Annotated in this window: 19 protein-coding genes; 11 read left to right on the top strand and 8 right to left on the bottom strand. The window is 52.7% G+C overall.

The genetic code is table 11. The features are described from left to right. Positions 1-10 precede the first annotated feature (10 nt). Entirely contained in the window at positions 11-403 is a 393-nt protein-coding gene (locus tag J3P35_RS15220) for a transposase (RefSeq protein ID WP_246850240.1), read from the top strand. Positions 404-941: 538 nt separating this feature from the next. Here J3P35_RS15220 and J3P35_RS15215 read toward each other — a convergent pair. Next, the gene (locus tag J3P35_RS15215; protein WP_210465419.1) at positions 942-1,364 is read right to left on the bottom strand and encodes a hypothetical protein; all 423 of its coding nucleotides are present in this window, start codon (positions 1,362-1,364) and stop codon (positions 942-944) included. Between the two features lie 396 nt (positions 1,365-1,760). On the opposite strand from J3P35_RS15215, the gene J3P35_RS15210 reads away from it, so the two are divergent. Further along, a complete protein-coding gene (locus J3P35_RS15210; RefSeq protein ID WP_210465418.1) occupies positions 1,761-2,633 on the top strand; it encodes a hypothetical protein in 873 nt (290 codons plus the stop codon). Positions 2,634-2,761: 128 nt separating this feature from the next. Here the strand turns inward: J3P35_RS15210 and J3P35_RS15205 are convergent, their stop codons facing one another. From J3P35_RS15205 to J3P35_RS15195, 3 genes are all read right to left on the bottom strand, one after another. Beyond that, complete coding sequence (locus J3P35_RS15205; protein WP_210465417.1) at positions 2,762-3,562, bottom strand: hypothetical protein; 801 nt, start codon at positions 3,560-3,562, stop codon at positions 2,762-2,764. A 406-nt stretch (positions 3,563-3,968) separates the two neighbouring features. After that, positions 3,969-4,667, bottom strand: a complete 699-nt coding sequence (locus tag J3P35_RS15200) for an alpha/beta hydrolase (RefSeq protein WP_246850239.1) — start codon at positions 4,665-4,667, stop codon at positions 3,969-3,971. Between the two features lie 218 nt (positions 4,668-4,885). Further along, positions 4,886-5,659 (bottom strand): hypothetical protein, encoded by a 774-nt coding sequence (locus tag J3P35_RS15195; protein ID WP_210465416.1) that lies wholly within the window; start codon positions 5,657-5,659, stop codon positions 4,886-4,888. Between the two features lie 1,156 nt (positions 5,660-6,815). On the opposite strand from J3P35_RS15195, the gene J3P35_RS15190 reads away from it, so the two are divergent. The 6 genes from J3P35_RS15190 (at position 6,816) to J3P35_RS15165 (ending at position 14,024) form a co-directional block, all read left to right on the top strand. Further along, on the top strand, positions 6,816-7,721 hold the full coding sequence (locus J3P35_RS15190; RefSeq protein WP_210465415.1) for a S66 peptidase family protein: 906 nt from the start codon (positions 6,816-6,818) through the stop codon (positions 7,719-7,721). Positions 7,722-7,809: 88 nt separating this feature from the next. Then, the gene (locus J3P35_RS15185; protein ID WP_210465414.1) at positions 7,810-8,520 is read left to right on the top strand and encodes an N-formylglutamate amidohydrolase; all 711 of its coding nucleotides are present in this window, start codon (positions 7,810-7,812) and stop codon (positions 8,518-8,520) included. 105 nt (positions 8,521-8,625) lie between these two features. Beyond that, positions 8,626-9,462, top strand: coding sequence for an alpha/beta fold hydrolase (locus J3P35_RS15180; protein ID WP_210465413.1), 837 nt, complete (start codon positions 8,626-8,628; stop codon positions 9,460-9,462). Positions 9,463-9,988: 526 nt separating this feature from the next. Continuing rightward, positions 9,989-11,176, top strand: a complete 1,188-nt coding sequence (locus tag J3P35_RS15175; RefSeq protein WP_210465412.1) for an SDR family NAD(P)-dependent oxidoreductase — start codon at positions 9,989-9,991, stop codon at positions 11,174-11,176. A gap of 135 nt (positions 11,177-11,311) precedes the next feature. Beyond that, positions 11,312-12,730 carry an erythromycin esterase family protein gene (locus J3P35_RS15170; RefSeq protein ID WP_210465411.1) on the top strand — a complete coding sequence of 473 codons (1,419 nt, stop codon included), beginning with the start codon at positions 11,312-11,314 and terminating at the stop codon, positions 12,728-12,730. Between the two features lie 118 nt (positions 12,731-12,848). Next, a complete protein-coding gene (locus J3P35_RS15165; protein ID WP_210465410.1) occupies positions 12,849-14,024 on the top strand; it encodes an MFS transporter in 1,176 nt (391 codons plus the stop codon). A gap of 479 nt (positions 14,025-14,503) precedes the next feature. On the opposite strand, the gene ggt is transcribed toward J3P35_RS15165, so the two are convergent. Next, positions 14,504-16,096 (bottom strand): gamma-glutamyltransferase, encoded by a 1,593-nt coding sequence (ggt, locus tag J3P35_RS15160; RefSeq protein WP_210465636.1) that lies wholly within the window; start codon positions 16,094-16,096, stop codon positions 14,504-14,506. A gap of 683 nt (positions 16,097-16,779) precedes the next feature. On the opposite strand from ggt, the gene J3P35_RS15155 reads away from it, so the two are divergent. Further along, the gene (locus J3P35_RS15155) at positions 16,780-17,499 is read left to right on the top strand and encodes a DUF5602 domain-containing protein (protein ID WP_210465409.1); all 720 of its coding nucleotides are present in this window, start codon (positions 16,780-16,782) and stop codon (positions 17,497-17,499) included. A gap of 201 nt (positions 17,500-17,700) precedes the next feature. Here the strand turns inward: J3P35_RS15155 and J3P35_RS15150 are convergent, their stop codons facing one another. The 3 genes from J3P35_RS15150 to msrB all read right to left on the bottom strand — a co-directional run bounded on the left by J3P35_RS15150 (position 17,701) and on the right by msrB (position 22,532). Beyond that, entirely contained in the window at positions 17,701-21,093 is a 3,393-nt protein-coding gene (locus tag J3P35_RS15150; protein ID WP_210465408.1) for a DEAD/DEAH box helicase, read from the bottom strand. A 93-nt stretch (positions 21,094-21,186) separates the two neighbouring features. Then, positions 21,187-21,768, bottom strand: coding sequence for a TMEM175 family protein (locus J3P35_RS15145; protein ID WP_210465407.1), 582 nt, complete (start codon positions 21,766-21,768; stop codon positions 21,187-21,189). A gap of 320 nt (positions 21,769-22,088) precedes the next feature. Continuing rightward, the gene (msrB, locus tag J3P35_RS15140) at positions 22,089-22,532 is read right to left on the bottom strand and encodes a peptide-methionine (R)-S-oxide reductase MsrB (RefSeq protein ID WP_210465406.1); all 444 of its coding nucleotides are present in this window, start codon (positions 22,530-22,532) and stop codon (positions 22,089-22,091) included. Here msrB and J3P35_RS15135 point away from each other — a divergent pair. Continuing rightward, positions 22,531-22,668, top strand: coding sequence for a hypothetical protein (locus J3P35_RS15135; RefSeq protein ID WP_210465405.1), 138 nt, complete (start codon positions 22,531-22,533; stop codon positions 22,666-22,668). The two genes, msrB and J3P35_RS15135, sit on opposite strands and share 2 nt — an antisense overlap. A gap of 421 nt (positions 22,669-23,089) precedes the next feature. Then, the gene (locus tag J3P35_RS15130) at positions 23,090-24,649 is read left to right on the top strand and encodes a DUF3943 domain-containing protein (RefSeq protein WP_210465404.1); all 1,560 of its coding nucleotides are present in this window, start codon (positions 23,090-23,092) and stop codon (positions 24,647-24,649) included. Positions 24,650-24,827: the final 178 nt, after the last annotated feature.

Here is a 24,827-nt window from a genome sequence, read left to right as displayed (position 1 = left end):
CCAAAAGCAAATGAGCCGAAAGTATAAGTTCTACAATCAGGAAGGTCTGTACTTTGTAAGTTTTGCGGTGATATATTGGATAGATGTGTTTACCCGGGAAGCGTATTTCCAGATTGTGACGGATAGCCTTGCTTACTGCCGGAAACACAAAGGAATGGAGATATATGCCTGGTGCGTGATGCCGAGCCATGTGCATTTGCTTTTCCGCTCGAAAGAAAATAACCCAAGTACGGTTCTAAAGGATTTTAAGGCGCATACCTCAAAGCAGATGCAGAAAGCCATTGCAGAAAACGTTCAGGAAAGCCGGAAAGAATGGATGCTGTGGTTGATGGAAAGAGCTGGTTTGAAGAACAGCAATGTGCAAAATCGGCAGTTCTGGCAACAGCATAACCAACCGGTTTAACTGTGGAGTCCTGCTGTTATTGAGCAAAAGCTACAGTACATTCATAATAATCCGGTAGAAGCTGGATTTGTAGCTGAGCCACACCATTGGAAGTATAGCAGCGCCCTTGATTATAGCGGCGGAAAGGGAATCATTGATATTGACCTGGATTGAAGTTGGGTATTGCAGGCAAAGGGCTTTAAGAAAGGGGAGCTGGGCTGCGGTTGTAGGTAGAGGTTCGGAATGCCAGCGGACACGAGCGGGACGCTCGCGCCAGCGGAGGCTCTCCTTCAAGCCAGCGGGAGCTCTCCTTCAAGTTTGAGCGAAGCGGTAACTTGGAGGACTAATGACCGCCAGTTTGTAACTGGCGCAACACACTACCTGATTACGCACCAAGCCAGTTACAAACTGGCATCATGGACAGCCACAAGTCACCGCTCCGCTCAACTTTACAGCATACAACGTTTCCAACCATTTCTATAAAAACACTACAAAAAAGAGAGACGCTAGGGAGTTACCCGCCATCTCTCCTGAGTCATATTCCTCTCTTGAATAAAGCTTAGTCCTTGTCTTCTGGGATGCCCAGTCTGGCCTGGGTGGAGTCTTCAAATTTGTTCCAGGAGTTTTTGGTCTGTTGCCATTTCTGTTTGGTTTTCTCGTCCCAGGTGCTGCTTTTGGCCTCTAGTTCGGCCTCTCGGGTTTTGTACTCGGTTTTGAGTTCCTGCCATTCTTCCTTGGTGGCGGTTTTCGCGCGGGATGTTTTGTCACTTACCCAGTTAGAGAAGTCATTCAGGTCACGATTGGCTTCATTGCCGACTTCGTTCGCCTTGCTGGAGATTTCAGATCCGGCAGCGTGGGTTTCGGTTTCTACTTCGTTTGCTTCAGCGTTGGTTTCTCTTTGCGCTTCCTGGGAGCAGGAGGAGAACAGCAGCATCCCGGCAAATCCGAGGCTAAGGGCGAAAGTTTGGTTTAACAGTTTCATGGTATAAGTTCTTTGGTGTAGGGGTTTATACGGATAAACCCTAAAAGAGTATAGAATAAATCAGATATAAGGATTGTACTGGCTGTAAAGCATGTAAGATGCTGGATAGTAGTTTTTTATCAGTTTTAACCTTGCTTGGAGACGCTGGGTGTTGGTTTTGCGAATACGGCAGGGGCGTCCAGGGGCAGGAGCCACCTGAGCAGGGTGCTTCAGATGATGAGCTTCTACCAAAGGTTTGCGCTGAAACCTTACGCCACCGATGGACTTCTGATGCCAATTCTGGTAACACCCAGACCTCAAATTTTTATGGGCAGCGGCAGCTACTTACCTCGTCATTTTTGGTAAATTAGGTGCCGGCCGCCTACATTAGATGGCTGAAATTTTAAAGACCCGTCTATGATAAAAAATCTACGAAACTATTGCTTTCTCCTGGCGCTTTCTCTGTTCACCATGAACTGTGGTTCAGACGAAAAAGAGGACCCAGATGCTGTGGTAGACAGTGCCTGTTACTTTACCCGGGAGGTGTTTACCAACCCCAACACTGGCCAGACCCGCACCCGGGATTTTGTCTATGGCAACGACCGCCTGGAGGTCATCAATGAAACCACCAATCTGCCTGCGGCCACTACGCTCAACCTGGTAGCCGAGTATGATGGCCAGGGCAGGGTGTCCAGAACTGTTACCCTGCAAAATGGCCGGGAGATGCAGTACTACACGTTTGAATATGACAACCAAAACCTGCTCAGGAAGATCAACCTGTACACTGATCGGAACGGTAACCTGGGACTGAATTCCTCCATGGAGTTGGGATATAATGCCCAGAAGCAGATCATCACTTCAAAGAATTACTTTCTGTTAGGGTCGGCGCCCTTCCTCACCAATGACATCACCTACACCTATGACGCGAACGGAAACATGATCAAAAGCCGGGAGTACCGGATCCTTTCGTTCAGGGGAGCCGAGGTTTTAGCAGATGTGGTGATCAATATGCAATACACGCATGATGACAAGATCAACCCGCATTACAGGGTGCCTTATCTGATGTACACCTATCCTAATTCTATGGCAACTACCTTGTCTAAGAATAACTCGGCGTCGGTGGTTTCTTTCACTTCCACCGAAGGTACTCAGAAAGGACCCGGTACTTCAGATATGCGACCTTTCAATTACTCGCGCACCTTTACGCATACTTACTCAGACAAGAACTGGCCTTTAACCCGCATGGGGGCAGATGGCACCAGCACCTCCTATGCCTATATCTGCGAGTAAGCTTAAGAGCCTTAAACAAATAGCTTAAAACAGAAAAGCGGCGGAATGGGATAGTACCCGTTCCGCCGCTTTCTTTATGTGGTATCAGGTGTCTCAACCTGTTTCTATATCACCAAACTGAGAACCTACTAAAAACCGCCCAGTTCCCTGGTGCTGCGGCCATTGTTTTGGGAGGAGGTGTTGCCAGAACTGCCCATGCCGCTGCCGTAGGAACTGTCGTTCATAGAGCCATAGCCGCTGATGTCGCCTGAGTAGCTGCCGTAGGAGTTATTCCCCCAGGTGCCGCCCATGTGCCCGCCGGTGTAACCAGTGCCGCCGCCGTAATTGGTGCCCCCGTAAGAACTGCCCAAGCCGGAGCCGTAAGGTTCCTGGAAAGAGCGGGTGCTGTAATTAGGGACGCCCCGGTCTGAGTGCAATCCTGAGTCGCCGAGGCCGCTGCCAAACTGGGCGCTTCTGAATTCGTCCTGAGCCCCGGAGTAGTAGGGTTGCTCATCCTGCCGGTCGCCATAGCGTTGCTCGCTATTCAGGGTATTGAACCGGTCTGAGGTGCCATCATAGCTGGAGATGCCGTAGCCCTGCCGGATGTTGCCCATCAGGTCATCGTCTTCCCGCCCCTGGGGCATGGTAGGGTCATGCCGGAAGTTACGCTGGTAAGCGTCCCCGAACTGGTCACGGTCCTGGCGGTAATTATCCTGGTAAGGATGGTGGCCGTCCTGGTCTCTCCGGTACTGGTGAGAGTCATTCCGGCGGAAGTCTTCCTCCCGGTTATAATACTGCCCGGAACGATGTTGTTCATTTTGGGAGTCATAAGGATAATGCTGGTCATCGCGGCTCATGCCCCGGCCAGACCAGTTTTCATGGTAGTGGTCAAATCTGTTCTGGGGTCTATTCCCGCCGTTATCATAGCGATCTCCGTCGTCTCTTTCCATAGTATGTAAGTTAAGGTTAAAGAATACACCACTTTTTTAACGAGAGCAATCCGCTATGGTTGATGCACTTAGCTAGGAACGTTGGTGGGTTTTAGGAAGGTGGCGGTTTGAGTTGACTGGGGCTTGGTGGGAGTGGCGTTTAACCAGGTGATGCAGTTTTTTATTAACCATGGATGGCTGTACTGGAAGAGAATGGCTTTTATTAACTGCTTTTACAGCTGGCCCACAAGATCCTTTCAGGATGACAAAAAGAAGAGAAAAGGGTGGCAGTATTTGATAGAAACAGGGTGCCAAAAATGAGAGAACAGGTGACAGTACAGTATCCGTGATGAACCGGATTATAAAAAGGAGAAGGATTTACCTCGCCTAAACCTGGTAATTAAGTTTACTTCCGGGTAGCTGTTAACTATTTCAAAAACCATTCAACGGCGGCTTGCGAGATGTTGGCGGGGATCTCGTGCTCACCGTCAAACTCCAGGTATTTCACCTCCAATCCTTCCTTCTTTAAATCCCGGTGTACCAACCGGCCGCAGGGATCAATGGGCAGGATGCCGTCATGCACGCCGTGGGAGATGAAAACGGCGGGGGCGCCGTGTTTTTCGCGGGTAAAGCCGAAGCCCGGAGAGAAGGCAATGATGTGGGTGAAGACATCGCCGTTGGTTAAACCCATGCACAAGGCATAGGAAGCACCGTCTGAGAAGCCGCCAATGGCAACCTTGCCCGGGTCAATATTGAAGTGATCAAAGACGAAGGCGAGGGACTGGTCTATGAAAATGGTATCGGGCCCGAAAGTGTCTGTCACGATCACATCCCAGGTGTATTTGCGCGAGGCCGGGGAGATAAGGATGATGTTGTGGTCATCTGCGTACCGCTGCAGGAGCCACATTCCCTGTTCGGGGTTGCCGCCCGAGCCGTGCAGCATCAGGGCCAGGGCAGCCGGTTTGCTCCGGTCATACCCTTTGGGGAGGTAAAGCAAACCGTCTTTGGTGGAATCCAGGCCAAGCGGCTGTACCACGCCAGCCTGTATAGGTTTATCCTGGGTAGGAACTCCGGGCCGGGCCGTGACCCGTCCGGTGCTGTAAGCGTCTCTCTTCCTGATTTGCATCTTACTGGCTTCTTTACAGTGAGACAAAATGATGCATACGGCAAAAAGCCACACAGTTATGCGGCCTTTCCTGGAAAAACTTTAAACAGAAAAAAGTAGCCGAACCCCTTCATACCTAAAGACATCAAAGCTGGATGCTCTGTCTACGGCTGGCGCTTGCGGCCAAAGAGCAGCTTTAAGCTTGTTTTCTGAAAATCAGGGTAAAAACAGGAATTCCTTTATACGGAAGGAGAGGAGAGAGCACTGTTTTCCTGAACTGCAGTGATCGGGTTTAGAATGCTGTACAGAAGTTCGTTCCGGTTCTTGCCCACCACGGTGAGGGCCTCCATTTTGCGGAGGCAGTAAGTGATCTGGCGGCACCGGTGCAGGGGAAGGAGCAGGGCTTTCTCCAGGTCGCGGTTAGAGAAAGGCTGCGGCAGGTTAGGCGGTAGAAACAGCAGGAAATCCTGGGCGCAGGTAAACCGGTGCGAGCTGATGACCTCCAGGAGTTTCCGGTCTTTGATGCTCACCTTCTTGCGGTGTTTGCTACCCTTGCCATCACGGCAGCGGACTTCCTCTTCCCTGATGAGGGGGAATTCCAACGTGAATCCCTCATGCTTCACCAGTTCCGGGATGCGCACCAGCTCCTCGAAGATATCAGTTAAAGCCCCCCGGAAAGTTGATTTGCGGCGGGAAAGCACCGAGGTACCTTTGGCGTCTACCTGCACCACCCATTTCTCAAACGTGATGGGATGTAGCAGATGCACCTTGTGTTCTTTGAGCAGGGCCTGCAGTTTGGGCCGGATAGCCGTGAAATTACGCGTCTGGATCTCCACCAGCTGCGGCCCCCGCACCAGGTCAATCACGAAACCACTCACCGGCACCTCAAACCTATCCTCGGGCTGCGCATACCACAATTTCAGACCTGCATGCAACGACCGCTCATTCTGCACATTAATCCCGTTCCTCTCCGCCGCTGCCCGCCTTTTCTCCCCCGATTCTTCCACTACCACTGCTTTTCTATGAAAGTAAAGCCTCAAAGCTACGAATTCCCATGGTTTGACTAAACATAGGCTAGGCGCGAAGGCAAGATTTTAGCCTAGCATTTACATGGTTGATTAAGGGGTATTTTTCAGAAAACAAGATTGAAACAGGTACCCACCCCTGACCCTCCGAGGAGGGGAATTCTGGAATGTGTGAAAAGGTGGTTGAACGGCAGTTTTGGTTGTTGGTGATAACACCAACAACGGTGGGTAGGGTTGGGGCACACATTCCACAGGGGGTAAGACCTTTCTACAGCAGAGAGAGATAATGAAGGGGCATCTCTTGTGGGTGCCCTCAGGTAGTATTTGTTATTTCCGGTTGATACCGGTTATTGCGGAAGACCCGTTGGAGACAAGGCATGCTTTGTCTCTACATTCCCCAACCCGTAGATATAAGGCAAGGACGTCAACGTTCCACCCGTCCGTAGGACGATGCAGGTATTGAAGCGGTTCTTCAGGCAAGGCAGCTAACATGCAGGGAGGCGGAGGTTGGGCGCATGCGTAACCCAACCTCCGGTGACCGCAGGCAGTGGCTTCTCAAATTGCAATGGCGTAAGTTCACTATGGGACAGATAGCTTTTGCCAGGTGGTACCATAATGAAGAAAAGACTGTTTGAGCGTCAGCGAGTTTCTTTTCTTCTTGATTCTTTTGGTTACTTTTCTCATCAAGGAGAAAAGTGACAAACGCTCGCAGACCGCGGCTGCAGTTCTGAGGCTTGGCAAGGAAGAATTAGAAATTATAGGCAGAAGAAAGAGTGTCACGGAAGTAAACCCTTGCCATAGTAGTTTGAGGCTTTCGCCTCACTGCAGTTGCAAACTGCAGACCATGATAGGTCCAAGTTGAAAACTTGAACCAGAGAAGAGAGAAGAAGGATCTGCAGAAGAAGTCATCCCCCTACCCCCTTCAAAGGGGGACATGAGCTTTGGCAAAGCCTTATGCAAACGGGCATAAAAGCCTAAAGTCAATAGAACATTAAGAGAAACAAACCCTTGAACTAAGTGCAACAAAAGCAACGCGCAAATCACCCGTACAAATACGCAATCCCCTCCGGAGGAAACTACTTAATTTTAAACCCTTCCTCAACTCAGGGGTGAGAACTCCCGTTGCGTGGAAAAAAGCAATACCATGATTTTACCTCCCTTTCTCAAGGCCGGCGATAAGGTTGGGCTTCTGAGTACCAGTTCTTTTACTGAGCAGAAATATGTGGAAGAGTTGGTGCAGATTCTGAAGGACTGGAAACTGACACCAGTGCTGGGGAAAACCATCGGGGCGCGGGAGGGGAGTTTGGCGGGTCCGGATGAGCTCCGGCAAACCGATCTGCAGGAAATGCTGGACAATGACCAGATCAAGGCCATTCTGCAGACCATGGGCGGCTACGGCATTGTGCGGGTCATTGACAGGGTGAACTTCAGTAAGTTCAAATATAAGCCCAAGTGGCTCGTGGGGTACAGTGATACCACGTTTCTGCATACGCACGTGCAAGGCATGCTGAGCACCGCCACCATCCATGGCACCATGGCTGCCGATCTGGAGGCCGGGTACACCAAGGATTCCTGGGAATCTCTGCGCAAGGCTTTGTTTGGGGAGAGATTGGAATACAGTGTGAAAGCGCACCCTTTGAACCGGAAAGGCTCCTCCCAGGGCTTACTGGTGGGTGGCAATGTGAGCCTTCTGTGCAATGCCAAGGGCACCATGTCTGAGGTGGACACCAACGGAAAGATCCTGTTTCTGGAGGAAGTAGGCGAGAAGCACTTCCGGTTAGACAGTTACCTCAGGTCTTTGAAGCAGGCGGGCAAGTTTGAGTACGTGCGGGGCCTGGTGGTGGGAGAATTAGTGGAAATGGAAGACGATGACCCGCCCTTCGGGAAAACGCCTGAGGAGATTGTCCTGGAGGTGATGCAGGATTTCGACTTCCCTATCTGTTTCGGGTTTCCGGCGGGCCATGGGAAGGTGAACAAAGCACTCATCTTCGGGGCGATGGTGCATTTGGAGGTGACCGCCAAGGGCAGCACCTTGAAGTTCGATATTTAACTTTAATCTGGTGGGAAAGCGGTTCCTGTGTTTAGGGGCTGTTTTCTGAAATCGGCTTGAAAATACCTTACGCTTTATTCTGATACCTATGCCTGTGACCTGCCTCCTGACCTGTGAACATGCCGGCAATGACATCCCGGACCAATACCAGCACCTGTTCAAAGGCAAGGAGGAGGAGCTTTATTCGCATAAGGCCATTGATTTTGGGGCACTCCGCCTGGCCAAACATCTTGCCTCAGAGCTGGGCCTGCCCTTGTTCTACACCACTTATTCAAGGTTGCTGGTGGAGGGCAACAGGTCGCTGGACAGTGACGAGCTGTTTTCCCAATTCACCAAACCCCTGCCGCAGAAAGAGAAGCAACACATTTTGAACGAATACTACTACCCGCATCGGAACGAGGTGGAGGAAAAGATCAAAGCCGAGATTGCTAAGGGGCAGCAGGTACTGCACCTGGCGGTGCACACGTTCACGCCGGCCAAAGAAGGAGAGGTGCGGGAGGCGGATATCGGGATTCTGTTTGACCCGGCCAGGTCAAGGGAGAAGAAATACGCTGCCATCATGCAAGCCGAGTTCCAGAGGCAGAGCCCAGACCGGAAAGTGCTGTACAATTCGCCGTACCCCGGGGTAGATGACGGTTTTCCCACGTACCTCCGGAAGAAGTTTAGCAATGAACAGTACGCCGGCTTTGAGCTGGAGATCAACCAGAAGTTCTTCCTGGCCGGGGAGCCCGAGGTGTGGCAAAAGCTGCTGGCAGAAATGACGGCGGCGGTGAAATCGGCCATTGCTGGAGAAAGTTAAAAGTGACCTTTCCTGCAAGGAGTGAGGGTAAGTCAGTCCGTGGTTTTTGAGCCGGAAAAAGGGAAGAAGCAGAGAAACGGAGTTTACACATTAAAAGCGAAGACCATGGAAATGCGCATCGGCAATAAGGGTACCCAACTGTTTACCACCGCTTTTCCTAAAAACGGGCGCGAAACGGTTATCCTTCTGCATGGCGGGCCCGGGGTACCGGAGGGCATGACTTTTCTGGTGAAGTACCTGGCCAGGCATTTTCAGGTCATCCATTTCCATCAGCGCGGAACTCTTAAGTCGCCCAACCCTTCCGGCGACTACTCCCTGCAGAGCTACAACTCAGACATTAACCGCATCGCGGAGCTTTTCCAGTTGGAGAAATTCCATTTGCTGGGGCATTCCTGGGGCGGTCTGTACGCGCAGGTGTATGCCCAGGAAAACCCGGGCCGTTTGCTGAGTTTGTTCTTGTGCAGTTCGGCCTCGGGCACAGGCCGACAGTGGGCCCAGACATCCCTGGAGATAGCCCGGTACAACAAAGCCAAATCCAGCTTTTCTGAGTGGCTGGCCATGCTGGTGAACTCGGGATTGGGTACGCTGGGCAGTGACATGGGGTATAAAAGATTCTATAGCCAGGCGCTCCTTAACTTCAGCCGCGGGTTTGAGGAGTCGCACCCGGAGTATTTCGCCATTGACTGCGTGAAAGCCAAAGCCATCAACCAAACCATCAAATCTATCCTTACCTATCCCGTGCTGCGGGACATGCCGCAGACGCCGTTCAAAATTACCATTGTGTATGGAAGTGAGGACCCCATCCAGGAAAGCCGCAAACACGTGCTGCAGCGGTACCCCGGGGCTTCGGCCCATTTCATCCCGGGCAGCGGCCACATTCCGTGGTCTCACCGCCAGAAGGAGTTTGTCAGGATTTTGCACGAACACTATGGTATTCAGTAAAGTCTAATGGTAAGGGTGGCCTGGTCTAAATTCTTTTAGGATGATGCGTTTTAGGTAGGTATATCTCCAGGCCCTTGAAAGAACTTCACGTTTCTGCAGGGAGTGAAAACGGGAATAAGCAAAGGAGGTGCGGATGGAAACCAGTGACAAACGTTTACTTTTAACGACCTTCAATACAGGAAATAGAAGTTAAAGTAAGTTTTTGCCCATTTTAAGAAGGGTTTGCACCCAAGAGATAAGGAATACAAAAGGCACTTCCGTTTTGGGCTCATTTTCCCAAGAGGAGGTGCTTTTTAGTTTGGGTCCCTTCTAAACCAGCTACTATATCCATTCTCAGCCTTCTTCCCCATTTGGTGTTTTCCGGCGGCTTAAGGGCAATAAAAGCAAACCCATAAGTCAGGTAATCGTCAGTTGCGGTAAGCACGATGAATGGATGTAGGAAATACCTAATTCCTTTTGGACCACCAACTTAACAGGGTAGCGGGCGTACCTCTTTACCGGATCAGGAATTTAAAATGTTAAAGAAATGGTAGCAATAATCACGGGAGCATCTAGCGGAATTGGGCGTGCCACGGCCTTTGAGTTTGCCCGTAAAGGGCATGATGTGGTGTTGGCCGCCCGTTTTGAGGCTGGGTTAGAGGAAGTAGCCATAGAATGTGAGCGCCTGGGCGTGAGAGCCTTGGCCGTGCCGACCGATGTAGCCAAAGAAGAAGAGGTGAACGCGCTGGCGGCCCGGGCCCGGGAAGCCTTCAGTGGGTTTGACGTCTGGGTGAACAATGCGGCCGTGGGGTTGTTCGGGCACTTTGAGGAAATCCCTACGGAGGACATCCGCCAGCTCATGGATATCAACCTGTTTGGGTATATTTATGGGGCGAGAGCCGCGGTGCGGCAGTTCCGGGCCCAGGGCTTCGGGACGCTGATCAATGTTTCCTCCATGGTGGCCTTGGTAGGGCAGCCTTTCTCTATTCCGTATTCCATCAGTAAGTTCGCGGTGAGGGGCATGAGCATCAGCCTGTCCCAGGAACTCGCCGATGAGGAGAATATCCATAGTTGCTGCGTGCTGCCCGCCGTCATTGACACGCCTATTTTCCAGCATGCCGGTAACTACATGGGCAAAGCCATCAAGGCCCCAGAGCCGGTTATTCCGGCCAAACGGGTAGCCAGAACCATCTACAATCTCACCATAAAGCCGAAGGAGCAGGTCACCGTGGGAAACATGTCTCGCATGATGCGGTTTCAGCGCCTGACCTCGCCCGCCCTACTGTTTGACAAGTACATGCAGAAGATGATCGCGGCCAATCACTTCAAGAGCAAACCATCCAGGGCCTTTCAGGGCAACCTCTATGAGCCCCTCACCAACTGGAACAAGGTGAACGGCGGCTGGTTGCCCGAAGATGCTGGGAAAGGCAAAGTGAAAACCATTTCTGCTTTGGCCGGAGTGGCTCTGGTCGGCGCTTTAGGGGTGATTTTCTGGAACAAGCAGAAAAGGAAAACCTCTGCCGTCCGGAGTAATCCCATCACCCCGATGCCCAATACTTATCCTCGAACCCCCGGTCAGCTGGATTCTGTTTCTGGCAGCCATGGCGCAGATACTGAGGTGAATGCCCCGGTAGTTTTTGACCATCGGCGGGATGATTCTGAAACCTTGGGAACCGTCTTTGTAGACCCTGATAATACCACCGGCAGTCACGGCATTACCCCCGGAAGCTTGTAAATAGGGACATGCCAGAGGATGGAGATGAAGGGCTTTGGTTTGCACTTTCCTTCTTAATTCCTCCTAAAACTAAAATTCTAAAATCAAATCAGATAATAAATTCATCAGAAGAAAGAGAAGTGTTGTATGGACCACATGAAGAGAAAGTCTACCGGCTGTTGGTTTCTGTTTCTGCTTTGCGTGCTGTGTTTGGGTTGTAACAAAGCACCACAGCCGCAGGCGGCAGGAACACAGTTGGTAGGGCAGCAAGTGGCGCAGAAGAAAGATAAATCAGTTACGCTCAAGATACCTAATTATCCGCTGAGAGACGAACGCGACCTTGACATCCTGCTGCAGGAGATAGGCGATGCCCGGGTGGTGCTGCTGGGAGAGGCCTCTCACGGAACGTTTGAGTATTACCAGTGGCGGGCTGCCATCACCAAACGGCTCATGCAGGAGAAAGGCTTTGACTTTGTGGCCGTGGAAGGGGAGTGGGCCGATTCTTACCGGGTAAACCAGTTCATCAAAGGTCCGGCCAAAGACAGCGCGGCCGCCGTATCTTTGTTGGAGCAGTATGACCGCTGGCCTACCTGGATGTGGGGAAACCACGAGATCGCCTCTTTGGTGACCTGGCTCAACAAGTACAACCAGGGAAAACCCGCCCCTGAAAAAGTAGGCTTCTTTGGGTTGGATGTGTACTGCCTCTGGGAGTCCATGACCGAGCTCATGCCTTACGTGAAGAACAACCCAGACCTGGTGAAATCAGCGCGGGGCGTGCACCAGTGCTTTCAGCCTTTCTCCGCCGATGCCATGCAGTACGCCGAGGCTGTGGCCCGCGCCTCGGCCAATTGCCGGGGAGAAACCAGCCGCCTCTGGAAAGAAGTGCAGAACCTGGGCCAAGCCAATGGTACACCCCAGACAGAAGCCCATTTCGTGGCCGAGCAGAACGCCCTGGTGGCGCTTAACGGGGAGCGTTACTACCGGGCGGCGGTCAACAGCAACACTGAGTCCTGGAACATCCGGGACCACCACATGGCCCTTACCCTCAAGCGCCTCCTTGATTTCCACGGCCCTACCTCCAAAGCCATCGTGTGGGAACACAACACCCACGTAGGAGACGCCCGCTACACCGACATGGCCAGCAGCGGCGAGGTTAATGTAGGGCAGTTGGTGCGCAAAGAATACGGAGAGGAAAATGTGTTTATCGTGGGTTTCGGGTCTCATAGAGGCACCGTGATAGCGGCCGGCAGTTGGGGTGCGCCTATGAAGAAAATTGAGGTGCCAGCGGCAACCCAGGGCAGTTGGGAGCAGATCCTGCACCAGTTGAGCCCCACAGACAAAATCATCTTTTCAAAAGACCTGCGGGATAACAAGGTGCTGAACCGGCCGGTGGGGCACCGGGCCATTGGGGTGGTGTACAACCCCAAACTGGAGCACCTGGGCAATTACGTACCCTCCGTGATACCCAGGCGCTACGATGCCTTTATCTACATAGACAGTACCCGGGCGCTGCGGCCCATCCAGAACATCACCGTCAGAAACGAGCCACCAGATCTTTACCCCTCAGGCTCTTAATCGCGTATGACCTTTGGCCTTTTCCTTCAGCAGCAGGCGCCAAAGCGCGGCGCCTGCCCAAGGTTTGTGCCCCATGTAGAAATAATTAAGCGCATCTTTGCGCAGTTAAACTTTTAAGATGCAGTTAATTCAGAAGCAGCGGATTTTCCTCAGCCTGTTCTTTTTTCTTTCCGGATTCAATTTCTCCAGCTGGGCCTCCAGAATTCCCACCATTAAACAAGCCTTGAACCTGAACGAGGCCGAGTTGGGCACTATCCTGCTCACCATGCCCATTTCCTCCCTCATTGGAGTGCCGTTATCGGGATGGCTCGTGTCTAGGTTTGAGACCAGGATTCCGCTCTCGGTGGGCTTTCTGCTCAATTCCATCGCGCTTTCCTTTATAGGGCTGGCCTCTACACCGGTGGCCCTGGCTATGGTGTTGTTTATGTTCTCCCTGAGCATGCGCATCTTCAACATCTCGGTGAACACCCAGGCCATTACGCTGCAGAAGCAGTTTGACAAGAAGATCAACGGATCTTTCCACGGGCTCTGGAGCACCGGCGGAATCATTGGCGTGGGGTTCACCACCTTACTCATTTCCCTGGATGTTCCCATGGTTCCGCACCTCATCACGGTATCGGTGATCAGTGTGCTGGCCACCATCATCTCTTTCCGCTATTTGCTGCAGAACGACAGATCCACCTCCGGGAACAAACTGACCCTGAGCAAACCCGATCCTTACATCCTGTTCCTGGGCTTGCTGGTGTTCTTTGCCGCGGTTTGCGAGGGAGGCATGTTTGACTGGAGCGGCATTTACTTCCAGCAGGTGGTGAAGGAAGATGTGTTTACGGTGGGTTACCTCACCTTTATGGCCTTCATGGCGCTCTCCAGGTTTATGTCTGATCTCATCATTGACAGGATTGGCATGGCCACCACCTATATGCTAAGCGGGGTATTCATTTTCTCCGGCATTATGCTGGCCATCCTGTTCCCCACCTTCTGGCCGGCCATGATCGGGTTCTCGCTCGTGGGTTTCGGGACGGCCTCGGTGATACCCATGACCTACACGCTGGCCGGCGCCTCCAAAACCTACTCTCCGGGCATCGCCATCTCGCTTATTGCCACCTTCGGGATTGTGGGCATGCTCATCGGACCACCCCTGATCGGGTACCTGGCCCACGCCTTCAACCTCAAAATCTCCTTTATCGCCTTCGCCCTGGCCGGCTTCATGTTGATCCCCTTTTCCCGCATGTTCTTCAAAATGCAACGCTCCGAGAATGAAGTCTATGAAGTGGAGACCAGAGAGGTAGCTTGATTTAGGTCTGTTTTTCTCAAAAGGGGCTTGAAACTGAAGGAGTAATCCCTTGCACTTGTTACCGCAGATTAGGTTGTTGGTGATAACACCAACAACGGCATCCGTTTCTCACGCATATCGTCCCCCTTTGAAGGGGGTAGGGGGATGATTACACCTGCTGATCTCACGCATTTCAATATGTAGGGGCAATCCCTTGTGGTTGCCAATGGTGAGGAGCGCCATTGAAGTCTCTGCTCTGTAGATAAGCAAATCGGTTCTTCATGCGCCTTTGTCATCCCCCTACCCCCTTCAAAGGGGGACGATATGCGTGTTCTCTAAAGAAGGAAATTAGCGTTTTTCTGCCGTTGTGGGTGTTATAACTAAGGATCAGAATTCAAGAGGAATGATCAAGGGCAACCACAAGAGATTGCCCCTACATTTTTTAGCAGAGTAACCAGTATTTGACCTTGCACTTTGAGCCTGGTTTCCCAAAAACAATCTTAGAACCCGGCGGCGGCGTCATCTCCGCGGGGATCGGCGCCGCCTTCCAGTTGGCCATTGGGGAGCACCAGGATGCCGGCGGCTCTGCCGATGCCTCCGTATCTGGGAACAATCTTATGGCCTTTGATCCACAAACCCGCACCGGTGCCAAACCCTAAAGCGCCCCACTCAGATAAAACCCAATTAGGTTTCCATTGATGGTGGAACCGGCCGGCACTCACGGCTCCTTGCATGGTGAAACCGTACCGCGTCACGTTCTGAATGATCTGGTAAACAGTGGTAATGATAGTGGAGCCGCCCATCGCCCCGATGACCATGAACAGTTTACCGTCTTTTTCCAGGATGGTGGGCGTCATAGAACTGAGCATGCGCTTGCCGGGGGCAATGGCGTTGGCTTCTTCGCCCACCAAACCATAGCTGTTAGGATAGCCGGGCTTGATGCTGAAGTCGTCCATCTCGTTGTTGAGCAGGAAGCCCGCCCCGCCCACAAACACCTTGCACCCGAAACTGCTGTTGAGGGTGGTGGTCACAGAAACGGCATTTCCCTCGGGGTCTACGATGGAGTAATGCGTGGTATTGGGGCCTTCGGGAAGCGGCGGAACTCCCGCGGAGACGTCTTTGCTGGGGGTCGCTTTTTTGGGAGTATAGCCCCGCATCCTGCTTTTGATGTAGGTGGTGTCCAGCAATCCTTTTACCGGAACCTCGTAGAAATCGGCGTCGCCGAAGTGTTTGGCCCGGTCGGCGTAAACCCTTCGCTCGGCCTCAATCATGAGGTGCGCAGATCTTACTGTGTTCCAGCCCCATGCTTTCAGCTGATAATCCTGGGCAATGGTCAGGAGTTGGATAAGGGCGATGCCGCCGCTGGAGGGCGGGGGCATGGAGATGACGCGGTAATCGCCTACCTGCCCGGTTACTGGTTTGCGCCACACCGCGCGGTAGGCCGCCAGGTCTTCTTTGGTGATAATGCCGGTTCCCCGCTTCATCTCGGCCACAATTAGATCAGCCGTTTGGCCTTCGTAAAAACCTGCCCGTCCATGGTCTCTGATCCGTTCCAGGGTGCGGGCCAGGTCTTTCAGGCGCAGGGTATCGCCGGGGCGCCAGCGGTCTTTCAGGATGAAGTCGGGGCTTTGGGAGTTGTAGCGGATGAAGTCCTTGCGCTGCTCGTTCAGCTTTTTTGCCTCTTTTTTGGTGAGCGGAAACCCTTGGTCCGCGAGGAGGATGGCGGGTTGCACCAGTTGGGCCCAGGGCAGGCGGCCGTAGGTGGCATGCGCCTGCACCATGCCGTCCACGGTGCCGGGCACGCCGGCGGCGAGGTGCCCTTTGTAGCTTAGGTCTTCTATGACCTCGCCCTGGCCGTTCAGGTACATGTCGCGGTGGGCAGCAGTAGGGGCTTTCTCGCGGTAATCAAGGGTGTTCAACGTGCCATCGTGCTGCCGCAGGACCAGAAACCCGCCACCACCAATATTGCCGGCATCTGGGTAGACCACGGCCAGCGCAAACTGCACAGCCACGGCCGCATCCAACGCGTTTCCGCCGCGCCGGAGAATGTCGGCCCCCACGGCCGAGGCCAGTGGATGCGCCGTGACTACCATGGCTTTTTGGGTGACAAGTCCTGGTTTCTGGTGGGCTTTGTTCGCGCAGCCAACTGTGCCCAGGAAAAAGAGGATAAAAGCGATTCTTCTGAAAACCACGCCTTCGGTTTTAAGTGAAAAACAAACGAATCTTTGTCTTTACCCCAACCTGGCTCCGGAGGTTTACTTAACAGGTTCCATCCTATGGAAAGATGGACGGATTTGAATTTAGGTAGGATAATTAAATCTTAAAAAATTGCAAGTTATAGCCGCAATCCATATCTTCATTCTGGGTTTACCTTCTGGCGTTATGAAAATTAAAGCCAGCCGATAATTGAATAACCCGAGTTTTGATGACATAAGAGCTGTCATTAGAATTGGTGCTGGGATACTTCCTGTTCCATAAAAACAGGCTTAATACGATCCCAAGGCCCATGTTTGGCGAAGCAGCCGATCTGGGAAACCGTTTCCTTCCGTCTTCCTCGTTGAGGAATTTCCTGCCTCTGGTTCAGACGTTGCCTACGTCCTTCATTTACAGGTTCTCTCCGCACAAACTGCACTCCCTCCAGTAAATTTTTACTGCCTTATCAACTCAGGGCTTTTCGTGTCAATTCTTTTTAATCAATAGAATCATGGTAAATCATTTCAATTCATATCTATTTTGGACCAGGATGATGTGCTGGTGCAGTGCACTGACTTGTCTCATGCTGTTTTCTTCCTGTGAAGACGACGATGAGGAAAGTCTGGAAGGCACCTTTTACGGACCTGTGGTGGCCGTGGGCCAGGGGAACGCAAGAACCTGGGTGACGACAGATGAGGCAGGAACTCCTACTTCCCTGGGCGTTACCTTCTCTGAGCAGGCGATCAATAGCACTGGGCTGGGAAATGCCATGCGGATGTACACGCTGGCCTTGCCTGCGCAAGCCGAGGAGACGCTTTATGACCACGTGATGCTGGACTGGAACCCGCAGGGCCACGAACCTATTCCGCTCTACGGGGTTCCTCACTTTGACCTGCATTTTTATACCATTTCTGAGGCACAAGTAGCCGCTATCCAAGGACAAGTTGAGATGGACGAAATGCCGGCCGAGCAGTTCAGACCCACCAATTACATTCTTACGCCGGGAGTGGTACCTGGCATGGGCGCCCACTGGGTAGACATCACTGATATAAACAATTCACCGGGGAACTTCGCCAAGACCTTCATTTACGGATCGCATGACGGCAATTTCATCTTCCACGAGCCCATGTTCACGCTGGATTTCCTGAACACCTTACCTACCGTGGGCACCCAGACCATGAGCATACCGCAACCAGCCGCCTACCAGCAGCCTGGTTTGTACCCCCAGCGGTACAGCTATTCATATAACTCCACCACAAAGGAATACACCATTTCCTTACTAGACCTTACCGAGAAGGATTAGCAAGCTCTAATGGACAAGCGCAGGTTAGCGGTTCCAGGTGCCTCTTGCCAGGAAAGAGGCACCGCCATAAGGTATTTTAAGACTGTTTTATCAAAACCAGGCTCAAAAGGTGTTAAGGTTCCAGGGATATGCTTTGCTTTTGGTTTTTAGCTCATTTTTTGAAAATGACCTCTAAACAAAGGCCTGCCCCAAGCCATTGTTTTACCCCAGCAAAGCCAGCAGGTCCTGCTTGGAAAGGGATTTGACCATACCGCCATCGGTTTTGATCAGGTTCTTGGCCAGGTCTTTTTTGGAGGCCTGCAGCTGCATGATCTTCTCCTCCACGGTATCGGGGCAGATGAGGCGCACGGCCACCACATTCTTCTCCTGCCCGATGCGGTAGGTGCGGTCAATGGCTTGATTTTCTACGGCCGGGTTCCACCAAGGGTCTACCAGGTACACATAGTCGGCGCGGGTGAGATTGAGGCCGGTGCCGCCCGCCTTGAGGCTGATGAGGAACACCCGTACGTCTTCCTCTTCCTGAAACGCGGCCACGGCGCCTGCCCGGTCCTTAGTCTGGCCGGTTAGCGTAGAAAATTTGATGCCCCGCGCCCGCAGCTCTTTCTGAATAAGCTGCAGCATGGACACGAACTGCGAGAACACCAGGATTTTGTGGTGCGGCGCTTTGCTTTCTATCTGCTCCAGCAAGACCTCCAGTTTGGCCGAGGTCTCGCCGTAGGCGGCTTCCTCGGGGAGCAGGGCGGGGGAGTTGCAGATCTGGCGCAGTCTGGTGAGGCCGCGCAGCACGTGCATGGGGCTTTTCTGGATCTCTTCGTCGGCCTGGGCCGAGATGAATTCCCTGATCTCCAGTTCATGGGCGGCGTAGATTTTCCGCTGATCGGTGCCCATCTCGCAGTAGAGCACCATCTCGGTTTTCTCGGGCAGCTCTTTGGCTACCTGCTCCTTCGTTCTCCGGAGCAGGAACGGGCTTATTTTGCGCTGTAACTCCTGGGCTCGTTTGTAGCTTTTGAACTGGTCAATGGGTTTGGAGTAATGGTCCCGGAAGTAGCGCTTGTTGCCCAGCAGGCCGGGGCAGGCGAAGGAAAGCTGGCCGTACAGGTCATAGGTGTTGTTCTCCAGCGGCGTGCCCGTCATAACAATGCGGTTGCGCGCCTGCAAGAGCCGTACCGCCCGGTACCGCTGGCTCTCGGGGTTCTTGATGGCCTGCGACTCATCCAGGATAATGTAGTTGAACCGGTACTCTTTCAAGACCATGATGTCTGAGAGCAACGTGCCGTAGGAGGTGAGCACAACCTCGTAACCGTCCAGTTCTGCCGGGTTCTTGACGCGGTTGTTGCCGTACACGGTGGTGATTTTGAGGGAGGGCACAAACCGGGCCGCTTCCTGCTGCCAGTTGAACAGGAGCGAAGTGGGCACCACCACCAGGTTGGTGTTGCGTTCTACCTTGGCGCGTTGCGAGAGAAGGAAAGCCAGCACTTGCACGGTTTTCCCCAGACCCATGTCATCTGCCAGGCAGCCCCCGAAGTTGAACTGATCCAGGAAACTGAGCCAGTTGAGCCCCTGCCGCTGATAGCCGCGCAAGGTCGTCTGCAGTTCCCGGGGTACCTCCACCTCCGGGATGGCCTCAAAGTCAGCCAATTTCTGGCGGTAAAGCGAAAGCTCCTCGCGCACTTCCTGGCTCAAAACCTCGGTCTCGTAGAGTTCCTCAATGCTGCTGAAGTTCATCTTGGGCGTACGCAGGCGCTCGCCCACCACCTCGGCGGCATCAAAGAAAGTCTTTAGTTTGTCTATCCATTCCTGCGGCAGGATGCCCTGGGTACCATCGTCCAGCGTCACGAAGCGGGTCTTGTTGCGCAACGTTTTGTGCAGGTGTTTGAGCGAGGCTTTCTGCTTACCGAACTGCACGTTCAAGGAGGTGTCAAACCAGTTGATGCCGCTGGTGACCAGAATGTTGATTTTGACTTTATGTGGATTGAGGTTGCTGTGCTTGAGTTCCTTGAAGCCCAGAATGCTGATGTCCAATTTGCGCCAGGCCTCAAACGCGTCCAGAAACCAATCGTCCTGCAGAAAGCGGTCTTTGTGCAGGTAGAAGCAGTCCAGGTGTAGTTGTTCCTTGAAGTGCGGGTGCTGCTTGAGCATGACGGCGGTGAACTGCAGCTCGGCCTCGCGGTCGCGGGCCACGGTAAAGGAAGTGCCCTGGGCATCGGTGGCGTGGATCTGCTTTTGGGAGAGCACCGGAATCTCTACCTGTCCGTAGCGCATGACCGGCGTGAGCAGCACGTAGTCCTCAGATTCAGAGAGATAAATGAGTTGTTCCCGATCCTGGTCAAAACCCTGTTCCTCCAGCTGTTTGGCCGTGGCCGGTTTCAGGTACGAATAGGAAATCCTGATTTTGGTTTCCAGGTTAGCCAAGATGCTTTCGCGGAACTCCTCGAACTTGGAGCCGTGCACCAGCACATGGAAGCCCCGCTTCTGGAAGAAATCCAGCACCCGGCGCAGGTCGGGATTGTGGAGCAGGTACAGGTTGTGCTGGATCTGCAGAAAGTGACCGTATTTGAGTTGCAGGTGCTTTAGCGGGTACGGCTGATCCTCAATGTACAGTTGCGCCACGATGGCGTAGAAATTATCTTTCACCTGCACGTCCAGCACCAGTTCCAAAGGCGTTTTCTTCAGCTGCACCGGCACCACCGAGCTGGCGGTGATGTTGCTTGATACTTCGGGGTTGTGCTGGTACACCGCCAGGTTCATTGGGTTTTGCACCAGCGCCTTCAGGGCTTCTAAGTCGGCCTCAGTGGGCTCAGAGTTGTAGTTGTTCTGGAAACGGGAGAGGGCAGTGTAGAACCGTAGTTCCTCGGGTTGGTTCGTTTTCCAGACATAATCCAGCGGACTCAGGCCTTTGAGCGGATTTTTGATCTTCCCGGTCTGGGTGGTGGCCGCCTCCAGCAGTTCCACGCTAAGGTGCTTATAATACCTGTGCTCGCCCAGCACCACAATGAGCTGCGTTTTTTCCTTCTGTTTCGTTTTGGCCGGCAGAAAAGGCAGGCTTGTTTTGGGCAGCAGCTTCTCTTTCAAAGCCACCTGCGTCTCCAGGGTCACGGGCAAAAGCTCCGGCAAACGGGGTTTGATCTTGAGAGATTTGTGGGCGTACTCCAGCGCAAAATACTGGTCCAGGTTATCTTCCCCGGCTAAGCCATATTCCGCGGCCACGGGTTTTATCTTATCGCGGCGCAGGGATTCGTCAAAGAAGACGCGCAGTTCCTGGCGGTTCAGAAGGGTCTGAAGCACCTGTGCCTGGTGGGCGCACAAGGCCTCTTTAGGTGTGGCGCAGTCGCAGGAAAGCAGGAGTCCGTTAGGGTACTGAATGACGGAAACGGCCGGGAAGCGGCCGAAGGGTGAGGTGCCGGAGAAAGACGCCGCGTTGATCTCTATCTGCAGGGGTTGCAGCTCAAACCCCAAGGTGCCGCCGGCCATGGCCTGGGCCGAGGAATGCCGCGCAATGGTGGCATAAGTGAGGGTATTGCCCCAGATATTCTGTAAAAAGTAATTAGAAGGATGCACGGTCTCCGCCGCCGGTGCCTGCTCATTTTCCGCCATGTCGCCCTGGGTTTCCAAGGCTTGAAGTTACGCAGAAAATTTTCCTTTTCGCCCGGGGAACTTGTCATGGGTCAATCACCTCAGGCTGTGATTTCAGCCTTTGGTTTCGTAGATCCTTTCAATGCGGCGGTCGGGGAGGAGCCACATGAAAGCCACCAACACGTAGATGAGGCCAGAGAGCCAAGGATTCACAAACGTGAGCACAATGCCAGTGAGATAAAGGAAAGGCGAGACCTTGCCTTTGATGTCCTTGCCGATGGCGTGCGCCAGGGCAGATTCTTTGCCGCTGTGGTTGATGATGAGGTGCTGCAGAATCCAGTAGGCAATAGAGCACATGAGCAGCATGATGCCGTAGAGCGCCACCGGAACCGGGGCAAAATTGTTCTCACCCATCCAACCGGTAGTGAAAGGCACCAGGGAAAGCCAGAAGAGCAGGTGCAGGTTGGCCCACAGAATGTTGCCGTTTATTTTCCCGGCGCTGTGCAGCAGATGGTGGTGGTTGTTCCAGTAAATGCCCAGGTAAATGAAGCTGAGAATGTAGCTGAGAATAACCGGAAAAAGCGGCTTGAGGGCGGTGAAATCCTGGCCGTGCGGCACCTTGATCTCCAGTACCATAATGGTGATGATGATGGCCAGCACGCCATCGCTGAATGCCTCCAAACGTCCTTTGTTCATACAGATGCCTTATAAGCCGGTGGGATGTTCTCTTTTGAGATGGCTCTAAAATAAGAAGCGACCTGCCTTAAACCAAATAAGGCCTTGTTTCTGGAAAACAGGCCTAAAACCCACGCGGGGTATTTTTTAGAATGGTATCAATGGAAATGCTTTCTCCTTAGGCTATCGCCTCACGGAAGTTTCAAACTTACGGCATTTTAGGTCCAAGTTGAAAACTTGAACCAGAGACCCTGGAAAAAGAACTCAAAGGAAAAGAACTCAACCCTTGAAGAAAGAACTCAAAGCAGGAGATTACCCTCCCGGCTTGGGTATGGGTGGGTTTACAACAACTGCTGTAAACTTGCTGAGTTGATGCAATAACGCAGGCCGCTCGGCTCGGGGCCATCGGGGAAGACGTGGCCTAGGTGCCCATCGCAGACATTGCATTGCACCTCTATTCTGTGCATGTTGTGGCTGTCATCAAAGAGGTATTTAATGGCGCCTTTGGCGATGGGTTGCGTGAAACTGGGCCACCCCGAGATGGCATGGTACTTCTCAGATGCATTGAACAGCAAAGTACCGCACCCGGCGCAGGCGTACACCCCGGGCTCATAAGAGCGACAATAGGCGTTCCGGTACGGCGACTCGGTGCCTTTCTGCCGAAGGATCTGGTACTGGGCGGGCGTGAGTCGCTGTTGCCATTCTTCCTCCGTTAGCTCCACCCGATGCGCAGGCTCAGGGTTGCTGTACTTGGCATACTTGATAACGTCAATCCACCGGATCATGATAGAAACTGATGAAGCTATTGCCCTGAAAAACGAACGAACCACAGGAGAAGTTTATGCCTTTGATTTAGAGAGGGACCGAACCCAAGTGGAAACTCTTGTAAACGGCATTTCTGTTTTCAGGCTGATTTTGTGAAAACAAGGCCTAAACACCCTTTGAATCAGTTGTATAATTGGTTGTAGGAATTCATTACCAAATGGTAAATGCCTGATTTTTAGATTCTATAGTATTGATTTGTAATTTTATAAGATAGGTTCTCGCTTGAAAAGGCAGAGAAGTAAATCGTAAGTCAACTCAGATGACCTGTCTATAAATAAGTTTATCCTGTGGGTATAAAGTAAAAAGCCAATTCTGTTTTAGGGCTGGTTTGCTAAAATAAGCCTTAAAACTTCGGTTAGGGCATAGGTAGCCTAAAGGAAAGCAGGATTGTCTTGAGGAAGTACTACTTTTATGATGTTTTCTCGTATGACGCATTTATACACAGGTTTTGGGCATTACACTTTGTGACATCAAAGGATGAATTTGCCTTTTTCCTGCCTGATGCTGAGCCTTTTATATGAGATACAGACTTACTTTCCTCTTTTTCTTTAGCTTTATAATCGGGCTGCAGGCCCAGGTGATCACGGCCCCTGATTCCATCAAACCGGGTAGGGGCAGCCGTGAGACACAGTTGCAGCGTATCAAAGAACGCAAGAAACGGCTGTTTACTGATCCGGTCAGCGGGACCGAGCCCAAGAACGCTTTCCTGCTGGACACCACGTTGTTCAACAAGTACGGCGACCTGCTCAACGATGACCCTGAGTACAACAAACGGCAACCCATCTGGAAACCCACGGCCCAGGTCATCGGGTTGAATGCAGGGTTTATGGCCTTCAACCGCTACGTGGCCAAAGCAGATTACGGCTATGTGACTACCGAGACCTGGAAAACCAACCTGAGGTCCAAACCCGAGTGGGACACCGATGAATTCGGGATCAACTTCATCGGGCACCCGTACCAAGGCACCTTGTATTTCAACGCCGCTCGCTCGCAGGGTTACAACTACTGGCAATCTTTGCCGTTTGCCGTGGGCGGAAGTCTTACCTGGGAGTACCTGGGCGAGAACACCCTGCCGTCTTACAATGACATGATCTACACGCCGCTCAACGGGGCTGCCCTGGGCGAGATCCTGTACCGCCTCAGCTCCAACATCCTGGATGACCGTACCCGCGGTCGCGAGCGAGCGGTGCGCGAGATTGCCGCGGGCCTGGTGAACCCGGTGCGCGGACTGAACCGATTGCTGCAAGGCAAAACCTTCCAGGTCACGAACAAAGAAGTGTATGAGAAAGAGCCCATCAACATCACGCTGTTTGCCGGGGTGCACCGCCAGAACGAGAAACAGGATGATGTCTTCGGCCCCGCTGATACCAAGGGAATGCTCAACGTGCAACTGGACTACGGCAACCCTTTTGAACGGCAGAAACGCAAACCCTTTGACCTGTTCCGGTTACGGGCCGAGTTCAGCAAGGGCGGCGAGGACACCACCGCCGGCACCATCAACAACATCACTGGTTACGGCATCCTGCTGGGGCGCAATTCCAAACTGGGCAAACTGGACCTGCTCACCGGCCTTTTCCAGTACTATGATTACTGGAATACGCGTAACTTCGACTTAGGGGCGCTGGGTTTTGGCGGAGGGGTGTTCACGCGTTTGCCGCTCACAAACCAACTGAACCTCTATACCAACGCGCACCTGGGCGTGATTCCGCTGGCCGGCAACAGCACCCGTTTCGCGCCGGATGAAAACGGCCTCCGCAACTACGTGTACACCACTGGTCTGCACGGGAAAATAGAAAGCACCCTTAGTCTGGGGCGCTACGCTTCCGCCGCGTTTGTGTACTACCATTACTGGCTCAAGACCTTTGAAGGCCTGGAAGGCAGCAACTCCATCGGGATCATCCGGCCGCGGGTAACGGTGCAGTTGTACAAGAACCTGAGCCTGGGTTACGAGCACTTCGGGTATACCACCAACCGCCGGCTGGAAGAATACCCCACCCAGCGCGCCGTCATCACCGATCAGAAAATCTTCCTGCAACTCTTCCTCCAGGACCCGCAGCGTAAAGGCCGGTACAACTAAGGCTGATGTCTGGTTATCGTTCGCTCAGGTTTGTTTAGCCAGTTAGTGTTTAAGGCCTGTTTTGCCAAAATCGGGCTTAAAACCAAACAGGGCTTCATGCTAAAACTAACCTAGGCTCCTGCTTTTGGCTCTATTGAAATCAGGAGGAAAGTAACGTCCTAATGGGAATTCTATAAGT

Origin of the sequence: Rufibacter roseolus (genome assembly GCF_017916365.1) — a bacterium.
Taxonomy (GTDB): domain Bacteria; phylum Bacteroidota; class Bacteroidia; order Cytophagales; family Hymenobacteraceae; genus Nibribacter; species Nibribacter roseolus.
The sequence above is the reverse complement of the archived record's forward strand: the minus strand, read 5'-3'. Positions and strand labels throughout refer to the sequence as shown.